Below are 16,919 nucleotides of genomic sequence, written 5' to 3'. Positions count from 1 at the left end.
AGACGGAAGAATTTATGAAATTTATTAATCGAAAATTGTTGATTATATTTATTATGTTTATTGGAATTATTTCAATTTTTAAAGTTATATATCCATTTATACAAGATAGAGATAAAAATCTAATATTCCAAAATATAAATTTAATAAAAGATAATATAATTTCTGATAAATGTGCTTTTTTTGGAGATAACAAAAATTCTATTTCTGCTTTCAATAAAATTGTTGATAAAATCGATAATGATAATTCAATAAAATTTGTAGTTAATACTATGGAATTAGTGGTGGAACAATAGTGGTTATTTCAGGAAAATATGAACTAATTTTAAAATCTGCATCTGAAGAAAATATTAATTTTTGGAGGAATTGTGACTGTATATGTTGTGGCACTACTTGGATGGGTGGCAATTTATGCTTTTAATGATGAGACTTTGTAAGCTTGTGATAGATTCCATTTCAAATATAAATTTCAAAATTATTGCCCACAAATAACTTGCAATATTGTCAACGAAAATCAAGTTAATAAGATTGAGGTAAAAATTTAAACATAAAAGGTATGTTAAAAAACAAATACCTAGCAAAGTATATTTAGTGGTAATTATTTATTATTATGAATTATGAATATAAAGCAAAACGAATAAATATTGAATTAATCAAAATTGAAAGTTTTTGCATCATGTCAAACATGTTCTGGGATGTGGAAATGTAAATAAAGAGACAAAAAAGCTAAGTATAATGAAATGGATGTTTTCTAAATGCGGGGCTGTTCGTGATAGAGATGTTAACAACACTATGAATAATGCTCAATATGTATAGCGGTAAACAATAAATAGGGCGGGAGGAACCGCCTAAAATTAGTTATATGGACTGTGCACTGGTGGCGAAACTTGTAAAAATTCTGCGATCCATTGCAGGAGAAAATAAGAACCTATGTTTTCTTAGCAAAACGTAAAGTGTGATAGTTCACTTATTGGATTCAGTGCAAATTGGAAGAGGTTATTTTTTCTCAGGAATTATTAAATTTGCAATTACACCTATAATTGCGGCAAGTGCTAATCCTTTTAGTTCAATAGAACCAATTTTAACACTTGCTCCACCAATGCCTATTGTAAGTATTAGAGAAGAGACAATTAGATTTTTTGGCTTGGAGAAATCTACTTTTTCATTTACTATTGTTCTTACTCCAATGGATGCTATCATACCAAATAGTATTAAGCTTACTCCTCCAATTACCGGAGTTGGAATAGTTTGTAAGATACTACCAAATTTTGAGAAAAAGGACATAAAAATGGCAAATATAGCAGCAACTCTTAAAACTGAAGGATCATATACTTTAGTTAAGGCAAGTACACCAGTGTTTTCACTGTACGTTGTATTTGCAGGACCACCTAAAAAACCAGCAATCATTGTTGCTATCCCATCACCAATTAATGTTCTATGGAGTCCCGGGTTTTCTAGGAAGTTTTTTTCTACAACAGCACCATTTGTGGTAATATCACCAATGTGTTCCATAAATGTTGCAATGGCAACAGGTGCTATTAATAGAATGGAAGATAGTTCAAATTTTGGAAGTATGAATTTTGGTATGGAAATGAAAGAGGAATTTGAAATAGGTGAAAAATCAACATTTCCTGTAAATGTTGAGAATGAATATCCTACAGTTACGCCTACCAAAATAGGTATTAGGTTAAAAAAACCTTTAAAAACCGTTGTGGAAAGTATAATTGTAATTATTACAACTGTTGAAATTAGCCAATTTTCTGATGCCATATTAATTGCAACGGGACTTAAACTGAGACCTATTACCATTATCATAGGACCTGTTACAACTGGTGGGAAGAGTTTTTTAATTTTTTTTACACCGATTAATTTAATAAGCAATGCAAAAAAAAGGTAAACTCCACCAGCAAACACGATTCCGCCAGTTGCATAACTTAAGTCTCCTGTTTTTTCCTTTACTAATAAGATTGGTGTTATATAAGCAAAGCTTGAACCTAGAAAAACAGGAACTATTCTTTTGGTGATGAGGTGAAAGACCAAGGTACCTAATCCTGCGGTAAAGAGGGCTACAAGAGGATCTAAACCAGTTAAAAGGGGAACAAGTACCGTTGCTCCAAACATTGCAAGAAAATGTTGTAGAGCTAAAACTATCTTTTTCCAACCACCAATACTTTGATAAACATCAAATGTGTTTTCAAATTCTACCATGTTTATCCTCCTTTCTGGCCTCACTGGACCAATTTAAAGGTACGTTCCGTGAATTTATACCATAAAAAAATTTTTTTGTCAACTTGGAGATATTAGATGTTATTTTGAAAATTGTTTTAGATTTGAATCAAGTTTCTTTTTGGTTCGTTACAATAAATATGAAAATAATTTAAATTTTCAGACAAAATAGAATAAAATAAGTATGGTATAATTAAACAAAGTAAATTAGGAGGTGTCTTGATGGTTAGACTACGTTTTGCTCCAAGTCCAACTGGGTATTTACATGTTGGTGGTGCAAGAACAGCTTTGTTTAATTTTTTATATGCAAGGAAAATGAAAGGAAGTTTTATTTTAAGGATTGAGGATACAGATTTAGAGCGTTCCCAAAAAGAATATGAAGAAGGTTTGATTAATGCCTTAAAGTGGTTAGGTTTAGAATGGGATGAAGGACCAGATGTAGGCGGGGATTTTGGACCATATAGGCAGAGTGAAAGATTAGAAATATATTGGAAATATGCAAGAAAACTTATTGAAGAAGGAAAGGCATATGAAGTTTATGCATATCCAGAAGAAATAGAAAAACTTAGAGAAAAACTTCTAGCTCAAGGAAAAGCACCACATTATACTAGAGAAATGCTTCAGCAATTTACTACACCCGAGAGAATAAAAGAATATGAGAAAAAAGGTTTGAAACCTGCTATTTACTTTGAAATGCCAAGGAAGGAGTACGTATTGAACGACATTGTAAAGGGAAGGGTTATTTTTAAAAAAGGGACAGTTGGTGATTTTGCGATAATTAGGAGTAATGGTGTGCCTATTTACAATTTTGCATGTGTAATAGATGACCATCTGATGAATATAACGCATGTTTTAAGAGGGGACGATCACCTTTCAAATACAGTAAAGCAAATTGCTTTATATGAAGCATTCAATTGGGAAACTCCCGAATTTGGACATGTATCTATGATATTGGGGCCAGATGCAAAAAAATTAAGCAAAAGACATGGTGCAACGTCAGTTGAAGAGTTTAGAGATAGGGGATATTTACCACAAGCTGTAGTAAACTTTTTAGCATTACTTGGATGGTCACATCCGGAAGGAAAAGAAATTATGAATTTAAATGAACTAATTGATGCATTTTCGTTGGATAGACTGGGGAAAAATCCTGCAATATTTGATCCAAAAAAATTAAGGTGGATGAATGCAGAACACTTTAGAAATCTAAGTGAAGATAAGATGCTAGATGTTTCAAGAAAATATCTCTTAAAGTTTGTTACTGAAGATGAAATAGATAGCAGAAAAGATTGGTTTATTAGGCTATTGAAATCAATAAAAGATAGGATTGAAGAATTAAGTGAAATACCTAATTTGGTAGAATTTTTCTTTTTAGAACCTGATGTGACTGTGGATTTGAGTGATGAAGTAAAAGAGGTTTATTTGAGATTAATTGAAGAATTTGAAGAGGTCGAAGAATGGAATGAGAAAAATATATTAAATTCTTTTAAGGCTGCGATGAAAGGTAGTAAAGTAAAGGGGAAAGAATTTTACATGAAATTGCGGATAGTTTTAACAGGTAGAGAAGAAGGGCCTGAGCTTATAGATGTAGTTTATCTACTTGGAAAAGAAAATATAATAAAGAGATTAAAGAAGCATTTGGGGTGATAATATGGCAATTTACATAACAAATACGGAAAGCGGAAAAAAAGAAAAATTAGTTCCAAATACACCTGGTGTTGTAAAGATGTACGTATGTGGTCCAACCGTCTACAACTATATTCACATTGGAAATGCAAGACCAGCAGTAGTTTTTGATGCTTTTAGAAGGTTTTTGGAGTATAGGGGTTACAAAGTTGTTATGGTACAAAATTTTACGGATATTGATGATAAGATAATAAATGAAGCAAATGCATGGGGAGTAAATTTTAAGGATGTTGCTGATACATTTATTGCTGAATATTGGAAAGATGCGGAAAATTTAGGGATTAGAGCTGCAAATTTCCATCCCAGAACAACTGATTATGTTAAAGAAATAGTAGAAGCAGTTGAAAAATTAATAGCAAAAAATTATGCCTATGTTGCAGATAATGGTGACGTATATTTTAGTGTGAAAGAATTTAAAGATTATGGTAAACTTTCTGGAAAAAAGTTAGAAGATTTGGTAGCAGGTGCAAGGGTAGAAGTAAGTGAATTAAAGAAAAATCCTTTGGATTTTGCTCTTTGGAAGGCTGTGAAACCTGGTGAACCAAGTTGGGATAGTCCATGGGGAAATGGAAGACCTGGATGGCATATAGAGTGTTCTGTGATGTCTCAGAGATTACTTGGAGATTCATTTGACATCCATGCAGGTGGTGAGGATTTAATTTTTCCACACCATGAAGATGAGAAAGCTCAAAGTGAGGCATTAACAGGTAAACCATTTGCAAAGTATTGGATGCATAATGGAATGATAATTACGCGTGGGGATAAAATGAGTAAATCTATTGGCAATGTATTTTTAGTTCGTGAAGCGGTTAAAAGATATGGAAAAGATGCAGTAAAGTTATTTTTACTTTCAAAGCATTACAGGACGCCTATAGAATTTTCTCATGAAATAATGTTTAATACAAAAAAGGCCGCACTTAGAATTTTAAATACATTAAATAGATTTGAAGAAAAATATCCATATCCACTAGTTCCAAAGAGAGATACATTTATGAATGATATGGAAGCTAGATTTGTTGAGGCATTGGAAGATGATTTTAATACTCCTAGAGTAATTGCTTTAATTTTTGAGTTATCAAAGGATTTGAATAAGGCAATGGATGAAGGAAAAGAAGAAGAAGCATTAAAAAGATATCATTTAATTACAAGAGTGTTTGGAAGTGTTTTGGGGATTTTTGAAAGAGGTTTGAAGGTTGTTGAAACAAACAACCAAAAGATTATTGAAGAAATTTTGAGTGTAAGACAAGAATTAAGAAAAGAAAAAGATTACAATGTAGCTGATAAAATAAGGGACGCATTGTTGAGAGCAGGAGTTAAAATTCTGGATACTTCAGAAGGTACAAAATGGGAGATGAATACGGAGGTGGATGAATGAGATTTTCTCAACTTTATGCACCAACATTAAGGGAAAATCCCGCTGATGCAGAAATTCCAAGTCAAGCTCTTCTGCAAAGAGCAGGGTTTATAAGAAAAATAGCTGCTGGGGTATATACTTATTTACCACTTGCACGTAGGACACTTTTAAAGATAGAGAATATAGTAAGAGAGGAAATGGATAGAATAGGTGCGCAAGAAATTTTGATGCCTATAATTCAACCTGCAGAACTTTGGATAAAGAGTGGCAGATGGGATGACTATGGGCCTGAGATGATGAAATTAAAGGATAGACATAATAGAGATTTTACCCTTGGGCCTACACACGAGGAGCTTGTAACAGAACTTGTAAAAAATGAATTAAATTCTTATAAGCAGCTTCCAGTAACGCTATATCAAATAGCAAACAAATATAGAGATGAAATAAGGCCAAGATTTGGTGTGTTGAGAGCTCGTGAATTTATCATGAAAGATGCTTATAGTTTTCATGATAGTTGGGAATCTTTAGATGAAGTATACAAGAAATTTAAGGAAGCGTATTCGCGGATTTTAGAAAGAATAGGGCTTAGATATACAGTAATAGAAGCTTCTTCAGGTGCAATTGGTGGAAAGGAATCACATGAATTTGTTGCATTTGCAGAATATGGTGAAAGTAATATTTTATATTGTGATTGTGGATATGCAGGAAGTGATGAAAAGGTTCCTTATATGGGAGAATACGAAGTTTTTGATGAAGATGAAAAAGAAAGGGAACTTGTGCATACACCAAATGTTAGAACCGTTGAAGAAGTTGCACAATATTTAGGTGTAGAAATAAAAAGAATAGTAAAATCATTGATTTTTAAAGGAAGAGATGGATATGTAATGGTTTTGGTTCCAGGGAATAGGGAACTTAATTTTGAAAAACTAAAAGCTTATTTGGGAGATCAGTCGCTACAAATGGCATTGCCGGAAAATATACTCGAAGATTTTGGAGTTCCCATTGGTTTTTTAGGTCCTGTTGGAATTTCTAATGTAAAGATTGTAGCCGATAAAGGAATAAAGTATATGAAGAATTTTGTTGTTGGTGGCATGAAAAAAAATTATCACTATATAAATGTGAATTTAGAAAGAGATTTTCAAGTGGAAGAATGGGCTGATTTAGTTGTAGTAAATCCTGGTGAACCTTGTCCAGTTTGTGGTAAACCGTTAAAATCAGAAAGAGGAATTGAGTTAGGCCATATATTCAAGTTGGGGACAAAATATTCAGAAACCATGGATGTAAAGTATATGAACAAGGATGGAAAAATGAAACCATTTATTATGGGTTGCTATGGCTGGGGAATTTCGAGAACGTTAGGTGCTATTGTTGAGCAATTACACGATGATAATGGAATTATTTGGCCTGTGTCTGTTGCTCCTTACGAAGTGGTTATTACCGTTGTGGGTAAGGAAAATGAAAAGAGTTTTGCAGAAAAGCTGTATAGATATTTGTTAGATAAAGGAGTAGATGTTTTAATAGATGATAGAGATGTTTCTCCTGGTGTTAAATTCAAGGATGCAGATTTAATAGGTTTTCCTTTGAGGATAACTATTGGAAAGTCATATAAAGATGGAAAAGTTGAGTTAAAAGAAAGAGTTGGAAATGTAACTATCATAGAGGCAGATGAAGAAGTGATTTTGAAGAATGTTCAACATATATTAAAAAGATAATATAAAATTCCCCATCTAAAGTAGATGGGGAATTCTTTAATTTTTATCCTTCGGAACCAAACGCACTGTGGGTATAAAGTAAAGCCAATAAGCAATTGCTTCTAATGAAGATGGATTTCCGTTATAATCAAAAAGTTAATATACTACCAAAAGTACCTTCCTCATTTAATAGCCAATTGATATCGTAGATATGTTTGATGATTACAGGGAATACATGAGATTCTTGAACTTCGTGAATTCCATAGGAAACTAATCCAGCGGCAAATAAAGTTAAAAGAATATTGGTGACTTTAAAAAATGATGAAATACTTATTTTTAAAGTTTTTTATAGAATAAATATCCAACAAATATGGCGAATAATATTCCTACAAATCCGAGAATTAAATCGTAACTATTTTTACCATAGATTGCCGAAAATAACGGTTTCAGCATTTTCAAATAGTATGTTTACCATGGCACAAACATCAAAATTAATGAAATTTTTTTGAGTTTAAAGTTTTTGTCAATTCATCGTTAATTTCTTTTTGTGAATCAAAAGAATTAATGTGATAATCAATAGTGCTCCAAAAAGTGCAACAATTCCTTCTTTTCGCAATTGAGATTCAATCTCGATGATGTTTTATCATGTGTGTATTTTTTTGTCAACAAAATTTTTAATAAAAATACTTTTGTAATAATATATTGACTTATTGAAATTTTTGAGTTATCATATATTGTGACCCCTACTCGGTTGTGGGAGTAATCCCCTACTTGGTAGTGGGAATAAATTTCTGGAGGTGTGTTCTATGAACAAAGAAGAGATTATTAAGGAATTTCAAATCCATGAGGGAGATACTGGTAGTGCAGAAGTTCAAGTTGCGTTGTTAACAGCGAGGATAAAGCACTTAACTGAGCATTTGAAAAAACACCCTAAAGATTACCACTCAAGAAGAGGATTAATGAAACTTGTTGGAAGAAGAAGAAAGATATTAAAGTACTTGAGAAATAAAAATCCAGAAGCATACAAGGAAGTTATTCAAAAATTGGGATTAAGAAAGTAATTAAAGTGGGGAGGTTGAAAACCTCCCCATTTTTTAAGGAGGGATAGATTTGAAACTAAGTGATTTTGATTATTATCTTCCAGAAGAGTTAATCGCACAGAAACCAGTGGAACCAAGGGATGCATCTAGATTAATGGTTTTAAATAGAAAGGAAAAGAAGATAGAACATAAGATTTTTAGGAATATCGTTGAGTATTTGCATGAAGGAGATTTGCTAGTTAGAAATGTTACAAAGGTAATTCCTGCAAGAATATATGGAAGAAAAGAAACTGGTGCAAAGATAGAGGTTTTACTACTTGAAAAGATAAGTGAAAATGTTTGGGAAGCACTTGTTAAGCCGGGAAGTAAAGTAAAAAAAGGAACAAAAATTTATTTTGACGATGAATCGTATTGCGTTTGTCTTGATTGGGGAGATGAAGGTTCAAGAATTTTGGAATTTAATATAACCGAGGAAGAATTGTTTAAGTTAGGAGAGGCTCCATTACCACCGTATGTGAAAAATAAGGTTTCTTTTGAAAGGTATCAAACTATATACTCAAGGGAAACAGGTTCTGTTGCAGCACCGACAGCTGGACTTCATTTTACAGAAGACCTTTTGAAAAAATTGGAGGAAAAAGGCGTTGAGTTTGCAGATTTAGTACTGCATGTTGGATTAGGAACTTTTAGACCGGTTAAAGTAGAAAATATAACAGAACATAAAATGCATTCAGAAAGTTACTATGTTCCAAACGAAACGGTAAAAAAAATTTTTGAAACCAAAAAAAACGGTGGAAGAATTGTTGCTGTAGGTACAACAAGTGTAAGAACACTTGAGACAATAGTAAGGTTGGAAAGAAAGGAGAGCTATCACGGTAAAACAGATATTTTTATCTATCCACCATTTGAATTCAAACTTGTAGATGCTTTGATAACAAATTTTCATTTGCCAAAATCTACGCTACTAATGCTTGTTTCTGCATTTGCTGGAAGAGAATTTATTATGGAGGCTTACAATATTGCGGTAAAAATGAAGTATAGATTTTTTTCATTTGGCAATGCTTGTTTTATTTATTAAAATGTTACATATGCGAAATGTTAGCAAAGCTAATTGTAACTTTTGAAAAATAAAATATATATTTTTGAAACATGAGTGTGTTATAATCAAATTATGAATAAATTTTTTAACTAATGTTTTTGGAGGTGCTACAAGTGAAAGTAAAAATTGAACTTCAAAAATTTGTAGAATATATAGAAACTCAAAATATATCTGAAAACACAAGAAAAAATTATATAACCATGGTTGGATCTTTTCTAGATTATGTCAATGGTGAAATAAATGCCGAGAATGTGAAGAAATGGTTAAAAAAGATAAAAGATAGTTATAAACCTACAGCGTGGAGGCAATATTTTGTACCGTTAAGATCTTTTTTGCAAAAATTTTATCCATTGGTTTATTCAGAAGTAGTTGAAGATTTAAAAGTTCCATACAAAAGAGCAGAATATGAAATGATAAATTATTTGGATTTTTGGAGATTGTATAAAGAGGCGGAAGAGATGGCAAAGAAGGGAAATGAAAAATATGTTTTGTTGGTTGGGCTTGCAGGGTTGTTGGGATTAAAATCAGGAGAAATTGTAAGGTTAAAAGGGACTAATATAAAAGGAAATGAAATATATATAGAAAATGATAATTTTGTTGTTGAAATGGTTCCACCAATTGACAAGTGGCTTAAAAAGTATGAGGGAAAGGATGAATATTTAATTTCTACTTTTGAGGGCGAGCCTGTGAAACCATCTTATCTTGCATTAATGCTTAGGGGATTACAAAAAAAGGTCGATTTGAAGTTAAACAAGCCTCTTTCTGTTGAAATTTTGAGAAATGTTGCAGTTGCAAGGCAAGTTATTGCGCAACCTTCGTTGCCATATGTTATGGATTTATTTAAATACAGCTCTACAAAAACAATTGAGGATATTGCAAGGTATATTTCCGAAAATGGAGATTTAAGAGCAATACTTTCTGTTGAAGTAGTTGATGATTTAACACCTGTTTTGGACTTTTTTAATAAATTATCTATTCCTGTTAGAAAAGTGGGAAATGCTTATATTGTTTCAAGAACGGCCTATATTAAAAGGGGTGAAAAGTTTTCAAGACTAAACACATTGTTTTTAGTTAGAAATATTGATAAATGGCATGAATTTATTGAAGAGTTAGGATATGAAGTTAAAAGAAGACAAGATGAAAATTTCTTTATTTTTTTGGTTGGAAAATTAAGAGTTGCATTTATTGAAATTGATGAAATATAAAAAAACCTCTCAAATGAGAGGTTTTTTTATACAAATATTTTTTTTACATAGGGGCTTGTAAAAACTCTTAATGCAGAACCATAAGATAAATGAAATCTTAGTACATCTCCAACTTTATACGTGTTTTCTGAATTTGTATAGTCTATTATTGTATGGTCACTAGAAGCATGAAGAACTTCTAAATTTTTGTCAAATGGTTTTAGCCCGCTTGGATCAATATCTTGCTCTCCAATTGCAAGTATTATTCTTTTTCTCCAACCTTTATCTTCAAAGTGCGGTATTCTTCCCATCGAATCTCTTCCGATTTCACCTATGGGAACTGATGGCTTGTAATCTACTTCAATAACTTCAGCTTCAAGGATTACCGTATTTTGTGAAAGATAGGGAATATTTCTATGGCCAGTTGCGTCTGTACCAAGAAGTATTCCTTCTCCAACTCTAAATTGATTTATTTTTTCAGATATTTCTCCATTTTCTAGAAGTTTTAAAGTTACCGTACTTCCACCGGAAATTTTTAGATTTGTTTCTAACTTTTTGTCTAGATATTCTTTTAATTCTACTAAAATATTTAAATTTTCTTTTGAAGGGAGGACACCGCCAAAACAACCTACGTTTGTACCAATCCCAGTTATTTTAGCCATTTTAAGTTTTTTTGCTACATTTTCTATTGTTTTTCTTGCTTTTTCAAACCAAACACCTTCCCTTAAATCTCCAACATCAACCATGTATATTAATTCAATGTTTTTATCGTATTTTTGTGCAATTTCATCTATTTTCAAAGCAGTGAATTCATCTGAAATAAGTATTTCATCAACAATTGGTACTGCTTCATTTAGTTCCGAAATCATAGGTATTCTTAAAAGTTGAAATGGGCCTGGAATATTGTGTGATATCATTTTTTTAATATTCAATAATCTTGATTCTCCAATTTTTGGAATTCCAACTTCTTTTAATATTTTTGCAATCTTTGGGTTACCTAAAACTAATTTTGTAACTGCGACAAGTTCAATGTTACCTAATTTTTTCAATAATATTTCTGCATTTTTTGCAATGTGTTCGAGATTAATTATCAGTTTCGGAAAATTCACAGTATCCCCCCTTGTAAGTGCTATTTTTATTTTAATCTAAAATTTGTATTTTGTAAATAATAAAAAAGTCCACGACATTACTGTCGTGGACAAGAATGTTTTTTTTAATTATTCTCCTGCAATATCTAATTCACTTATTAATACACTTGGTGTCAGTGTATCTCCAAAGTGTTTCCAATCATTTCCAATTGCTTCTATTTTACTTAATAGTTCTACAAAATTTCCCGAGATAGTTATTTGTTCAACTGCACCTACGATATTTCCATTTTCGACTTTATACCCCCTGGCACCTAGTGAAAAGTCACCGGATACTGGATTTGATCCAGAATGCATTCCATCAACACCAACTATTATTATACCGCTTTTTAGTTTTTTAATAAGCTCCTCATAAGAATAATCACCTTTTTCAATAACTAGATTTATTGGTGAAATCGAACCATTTATACTATTTCCCGTTGATTTGACATTATCTTTTTTGGCAGTTTTCAGGTCGTAAAGATAGTTTTTAAATATACCGTTTTCGAAAATAGTTGTTTCTTTTGTAGGTACACCCTCATCGTCAAAAGGTCTATTGTTTATGCTTCCCTTCACATATGGTAAATCTTTTATTGTTAATATATTACTTCCAATTTTTTCGTTGATTTTACCTTTTAATGGTGACATGTTTTTTTGCACATTTTCCGCGGAAATCATGCTTTTCAATAGTCCTAACATATCTTCAAATGCCGTGTTTCTTAATATTACCCTGTATTTTCCAGATTTTACAGACTTTGCACCAAGTAAGCTTAAAGCCTCCTTGCATGCTTTCTTTCCGATTTCTTCAGGATCTAAGTCTTCAAATTTTTTCCCAACTTCAAACCAGAAGCCAGAATGTGTGCTTTCATCTTTTGAAATGGCTATTGTATATGAGTAACCACCATCCATTTTTGATGAGATATCTAAGCCTAAAGTATTTGAAAGGGTTTTAGAGATCTTTATGTTTTGAAATACTGCATTTGGTACCATTACTATTCTTTCATCACATTTTGCGCTGTCGTGTAATTTTTTAATGAACTTTATTTTTTCTTTTACACTTGTATTTTCAAAACTGCCATCGTATGTATCCATTTCTATATAGGTATCTTTTCCATCGTAAAAAAAGTTTTCATCTTCACTATCTGTAATTTTCCAATTAGAAAAAGCTTCAGTGAATAATTCTTCTGGATTGTCAAATTTTTCCGAAATACTTTTACCGATTTTTCCATCTTTTAGTATTTTTAAAGTTATTGTGGAATTTGATGCATCTTTATATTGATCAATATCGTTGTTAGCGTAGGATAACATAAATTCTGATTTTTCAGTTATTTCAACTTGTGCTTCAAAACCGTTTGCTTTGGCTATTGAGAATAATTTTTCTTTAAATTCGTTTATGTTCATTTATTTCGCCCCCCAACTAGTATTTCAGATACTCTTATTGTTGGTTGTCCCACATCTGCTGGAACTCCACCAGATATTGAACCACAAACTCCCTGACCTCTTGCAACATCGTTTCCGACCATGTCAATTTTTTGTATAATTTCGTAACCTTTTCCAATTAATGTTGCTCCTTTTACAGGTTTCGTTATTTTTCCATTTTCAATTAAGTAAGCTTCCATAACTGCAAAATTAAACTCCCCAGTACTTGGCATTACTGAACCTCCACCCATAGTTTTTGCATACAAACCATATTCAGTTGCAGCAATAATTTCTTCTGGATAATATTTTCCAGGAAGTATAAAGGTGTTACTCATTCTAGAAGTAGGTGCAAATGTGTAATCTTGCCTTCTAGCGCTTCCTGTACTTTCCATATTCATCCTCCTGCCACCAAGTTTGTCAATTAAATAGCCTACAAGAACGCCTTTGTCTATTAAGAGATTCCTCCTTGTAGGGGTACCTTCATCATCAATGTTAGCTGAGCCCCACCCATTTGGTATTGTTGCATCATCAACAGCAGAAACACATTCAGCAGCAATTTTTTGCCCCAATTTTCCTGCAAATACAGATGCACCTTTTGCAACTGATGTTGCTTCAAGCGCATGTCCAACAGCTTCGTGAAAAATAACCCCACCAAATTCGTTAGAAATAATTACTGGCATCTTTCCTGCTGGAGCTGGTTCTGCATCGACCATTCTTGCTGCAATTCTTGCTGCTCTTTTTGCTGCTTCTTCAACGTCTATTATATTAAAAAATTCAAATCCCATTCCAGCTCCTGGTCCATAAAATCCTCTTTCCATATTTCCATTATGTTCTGCAACAGTGTTTATCATTAGTCTTGTTTTTACCCTTCTATCTTCAGCCCATACACCTTCAGAATTTGCTACTAAAATTTCTTGATCATATTCCCAATACCATACTAATACTTGTTTTATAAGCTCGGAAAAATTTTTTGCAGCATGATATGCTTTTTTCATGATTTTTGCTTTTTCTGTTTTGTCTATATCTTTCGGATAAAAGTGTACAATATGTCTATTTTTTATCTTTTGATCGTCAAAATTCAGTTTTAGGTCGGGTACTTTTATTTCCGAGAGAGCTTCTCCTACTCTTTTTGCTACAGAGAGTAAGTTGTCTTTTTCGAAAATGTTTGTGTATGCATAGATAGCTTTGTTTCCTAAAAATCCCCTGATGCCGATACCAGAAATATTATTTGTATTTGCTTTTTGTATAAAGCCATCAGATAGTTCTATTTTGTTTTCATATCTTTTTTCAACAAATACCTCTGCAAAATCGCCACCGTATTTTAACACCGTTCCTATGATATCTTGGATTAATGATTTATTTAACACTTTTTCACCCCTTTTTTTCGATTAGTTTTAGTAATGCTTTAGCAGCAAGAATAGTTCCTTCCTTTTCAAATCCTTTTATACCAAGCATTGTTCTGATTTCACCTATTTTCACCCCCGTTTCAAACATTTTTTTAAAGAATTTTTCCGCAATTTTTTCATGTTTTTCTTTCATTTGAATAGCACCAAAAGGATTAGCAAAGTATGATGTTGTAATTCCTTTTTCTGCGGTTGTGCCCTTTGCCATTCTTTTTCCCTCTGAAAACACTTTTAAAGCATCTTTGTACGAATCGAAGAATTTAATTCTTTCATCGTCGTTGGATACTTCGGTGTAGTTATTTGCGTAGAAAAGGTAATCAATTTTTGTCGGTGTAATTATTTCTTTATAGTTATTAAAAGGAACAATTACCCTTGCGTTAACTTTATCTGGATTCATAAAAATACTTCTATCCATTGTGTGATATGCATATCCCGGTGGTAAATCATCTAGTCTTACAAATGCACCTGTTTCTGTTCCATATGCTACAATTTCGTTATTTTCGATTTGTAAACTTCCCATATCGTCGATAATAATATCTACTTCTGCTACTTCATCTAATCTGTTAAGTGCATCTAAGGTTTCACTTTTGCCAGCGCCACTATCTCCTAAAAACATTGCAATTGCTTTCTTTCCAGATTTCAACGTAATTTTTGCCATTGAACCGTGTATAGGAAGGTTACCATTTTCTATCATTATTAAGTTGTGGACGGTTAGTGTAGTTTTTTTCATATATCCAAAATAGTCATTTTCATCTATTCCAGGTATTATTCCAACGTATACATCTTTATCTTTAATAACCACAGCATTTTCCCATTTCTTATTGTATTCAGGTATTTTTACAGGATTGATACCAAAGATTATTATTCCATCTGGTTTTCTGTTTTTTATATCTTTTGGTGATGCAATTTCAAAGAGATTTGCAAGACCTGCACCGTGTGCAAGAAAGTCTTTGTGTACAAAGTTAAAAAACAATAATTTTCCAACAAATATGGGGATTCTGAACCATTCATTTGGTGAAAGTTCTATTTTTTCAAGTATATCCTTTTCTTCGATGGGGATAACACCTTTTCTTTTGTTCGATTTTGTGTAAAATATAGCTGGTGGATCAAATATTGCTCCCCAAATAGTTGGAATTTTGTCCATCCAGTTATAACTTAATTTTTCACAGTTTACAAAATCATACAAAAACATAGTTTGAGCACCACTTGGAAGTTGTCTCATTACCTTAGGAAATTCATTAGTAATGTTTGATATAAGCTGCCTGTAAAGATTTTTAATTACAGCCTTAAATTGATCTGCTACCATTGTCATTGTATATTCTATGCTAGCTCTTCTGTTATAATCATTTATGTATTTTTCGTACCTTACCATAAATCTATGTTTTGAACGCCAAAAAGTGTAAAATGATTCTATAAATTTTGCTAATAATTCCGGATTTATATAGTTCATTATATGAGAAAGTTCTTTTAGATTTCTCATTGTTAAAAGGTTAAAATACTCGGAGATTCTTTTAGTATCGTATTCATTACCAAATTTAAATGGAACTAGTGCATGGAGAAGAGGGCTGTTTTTTTCTTTCAGTATTTCAATGAATTCGTTTAATAATGATTCGAATTTTTCATGCCCCATAATTTGATTGTAATTTGTGTAAATGATGGAACCATCAATGATAACTGATCGGCTCATTTTAACACCTCCGTTAGTAGGTTATAAAGCCTATCCTCATTTTTTAAATAAAGGAATCCTATTAATACTTCAAAACCTGTGCTTTTTCTGTAGGCGGGATCATTTCCGTATTTTCCTGCACCTTTACTATTTATTCCTCTTTTGACATAAGAAAATTCCTCTTCTGTTAGTAATGGAAGGATTTTGTCAAGTAGAAGCGCTTGATGATCTCTGTTCACAATAGAATGGGTATTTTTGTGAAGTTTTCTCACAGAAGTTTTTTTGAAATAGTATAATTTTACGTATAGGTTAAAAACCGCATCTCCAATATAAGCCAATGAGTCAGTTGAAAGTTCGTTAATGTTAATATTTGGTTTTACTTTAGAAAAGATATCCAAAATTAATCCCCCCATTTATTTTATTCTAACATATTGACTAGAAAATTAAAATATGATAAATTATTAGGTGTTTGGGGCCGTAGCTCAATTGGGAGAGCGCTACCATGGCACGGTAGAGGCAGTGGGTTCGAATCCCATCGGCTCCACCAGTTAAGGAAGGGAGGCATTAATGCCTCCCTTCCGTTTTTATCGAAAAACTTAGAAAAACAAAGAAAAATACATTTATTTTGCGTTATTTTGTTTTAAATGGATATAATTTCCAAAAATGAAGCTTAACATTTTCGATATTTTTGGTAAACTAAAATTAGCAGTCGATGATTAAGAGTGACAACACAAAATTTTGAAAGGGGGTAAGGATATGAAAGTAAGACCACTTGGTGCAAGACTTTTGATAAAACCAATTCAGGAGGAAAAGAGAACAGAAGGAGGTATAGTGCTTCCAGATACTGCAAAGGAAAAACCTATGAAAGCTGAGGTGGTGGCTGTTGGTAATTTAGAAGATTCCGATGTTGATATTGTTGTTGGTGATAAAGTAATCTTTTCAAAATACTCTGGTACAGAAATAAAAATAGAGGATGATGATTACATAATAATTGATGTAGAAGATATTTTAGCAAAAATAGAAGACTAATAGGGAG

14 protein-coding genes and 1 tRNA gene are annotated in these 16,919 nt (G+C 32.2%); 9 read left to right on the top strand and 6 right to left on the bottom strand.

From position 1 onward, the window contains the following. Positions 1-14: 14 nt before the first annotated feature. Positions 15-293, top strand: coding sequence for a hypothetical protein (locus TMEL_RS00375; RefSeq protein WP_012056308.1), 279 nt, complete (start codon positions 15-17; stop codon positions 291-293). A 700-nt stretch (positions 294-993) separates the two neighbouring features. Here TMEL_RS00375 and TMEL_RS00370 read toward each other — a convergent pair. Further along, positions 994-2,205: a uracil-xanthine permease family protein gene (locus TMEL_RS00370; protein ID WP_012056306.1), complete on the bottom strand. Its 1,212-nt coding sequence runs from the start codon at positions 2,203-2,205 to the stop codon at positions 994-996. A 240-nt stretch (positions 2,206-2,445) separates the two neighbouring features. Between TMEL_RS00370 and gltX the strand changes: the two genes are divergently transcribed. From gltX to TMEL_RS00340, 6 genes are all read left to right on the top strand, one after another. Then, on the top strand, positions 2,446-3,867 hold the full coding sequence (gene gltX / locus TMEL_RS00365) for a glutamate--tRNA ligase (protein ID WP_012056305.1): 1,422 nt from the start codon (positions 2,446-2,448) through the stop codon (positions 3,865-3,867). A gap of 4 nt (positions 3,868-3,871) precedes the next feature. Then, positions 3,872-5,281, top strand: a complete 1,410-nt coding sequence (cysS, locus tag TMEL_RS00360; protein ID WP_012056304.1) for a cysteine--tRNA ligase — start codon at positions 3,872-3,874, stop codon at positions 5,279-5,281. After that, positions 5,278-6,972: a proline--tRNA ligase gene (locus TMEL_RS00355; protein ID WP_012056303.1), complete on the top strand. Its 1,695-nt coding sequence runs from the start codon at positions 5,278-5,280 to the stop codon at positions 6,970-6,972. The genes cysS and TMEL_RS00355 overlap by 4 nt, the downstream gene beginning before the upstream one ends. 785 nt (positions 6,973-7,757) lie before the next feature. Then, the gene (gene rpsO, locus TMEL_RS00350; protein ID WP_012056302.1) at positions 7,758-8,012 is read left to right on the top strand and encodes a 30S ribosomal protein S15; all 255 of its coding nucleotides are present in this window, start codon (positions 7,758-7,760) and stop codon (positions 8,010-8,012) included. A gap of 49 nt (positions 8,013-8,061) precedes the next feature. Next, positions 8,062-9,066 carry a tRNA preQ1(34) S-adenosylmethionine ribosyltransferase-isomerase QueA gene (gene queA, locus TMEL_RS00345; RefSeq protein ID WP_012056301.1) on the top strand — a complete coding sequence of 335 codons (1,005 nt, stop codon included), beginning with the start codon at positions 8,062-8,064 and terminating at the stop codon, positions 9,064-9,066. Between the two features lie 134 nt (positions 9,067-9,200). Beyond that, positions 9,201-10,292, top strand: coding sequence for a site-specific integrase (locus TMEL_RS00340; protein WP_012056300.1), 1,092 nt, complete (start codon positions 9,201-9,203; stop codon positions 10,290-10,292). 26 nt (positions 10,293-10,318) lie between these two features. Here TMEL_RS00340 and TMEL_RS00335 read toward each other — a convergent pair whose 3' ends face one another. From TMEL_RS00335 to TMEL_RS00315, 5 genes are all read right to left on the bottom strand, one after another. Further along, positions 10,319-11,380, bottom strand: coding sequence for an alanine/ornithine racemase family PLP-dependent enzyme (locus tag TMEL_RS00335; protein WP_012056299.1), 1,062 nt, complete (start codon positions 11,378-11,380; stop codon positions 10,319-10,321). A gap of 108 nt (positions 11,381-11,488) precedes the next feature. Beyond that, positions 11,489-12,796 carry a TldD/PmbA family protein gene (locus TMEL_RS00330; protein WP_012056298.1) on the bottom strand — a complete coding sequence of 436 codons (1,308 nt, stop codon included), beginning with the start codon at positions 12,794-12,796 and terminating at the stop codon, positions 11,489-11,491. Further along, complete coding sequence (locus TMEL_RS00325; RefSeq protein WP_012056297.1) at positions 12,793-14,181, bottom strand: TldD/PmbA family protein; 1,389 nt, start codon at positions 14,179-14,181, stop codon at positions 12,793-12,795. Before TMEL_RS00325 ends, TMEL_RS00330 begins: the two co-directional genes overlap by 4 nt. A gap of 4 nt (positions 14,182-14,185) precedes the next feature. Further along, positions 14,186-15,904, bottom strand: a complete 1,719-nt coding sequence (locus TMEL_RS00320) for a phosphoenolpyruvate carboxykinase (ATP) (RefSeq protein ID WP_012056296.1) — start codon at positions 15,902-15,904, stop codon at positions 14,186-14,188. Continuing rightward, entirely contained in the window at positions 15,901-16,281 is a 381-nt protein-coding gene (locus tag TMEL_RS00315) for a ribonuclease III domain-containing protein (RefSeq protein WP_012056295.1), read from the bottom strand. Before TMEL_RS00315 ends, TMEL_RS00320 begins: the two co-directional genes overlap by 4 nt. Before the next feature lie 73 nt (positions 16,282-16,354). Between TMEL_RS00315 and TMEL_RS00310 the strand changes: the two genes are divergently transcribed. Further along, positions 16,355-16,430: transfer RNA gene (locus TMEL_RS00310), tRNA-Ala, on the top strand. A 209-nt stretch (positions 16,431-16,639) separates the two neighbouring features. Then, positions 16,640-16,912: a co-chaperone GroES gene (gene groES / locus TMEL_RS00305; protein WP_012056294.1), complete on the top strand. Its 273-nt coding sequence runs from the start codon at positions 16,640-16,642 to the stop codon at positions 16,910-16,912. The last annotated feature ends 7 nt before the right edge of the window (positions 16,913-16,919 follow it).

This window comes from Thermosipho melanesiensis BI429 (genome assembly GCF_000016905.1).
Classification (GTDB): domain Bacteria; phylum Thermotogota; class Thermotogae; order Thermotogales; family Fervidobacteriaceae; genus Thermosipho; species Thermosipho melanesiensis.
Note: the sequence above shows the minus strand (reverse complement) of the source record. Positions and strands in the feature narration are given on the sequence as shown.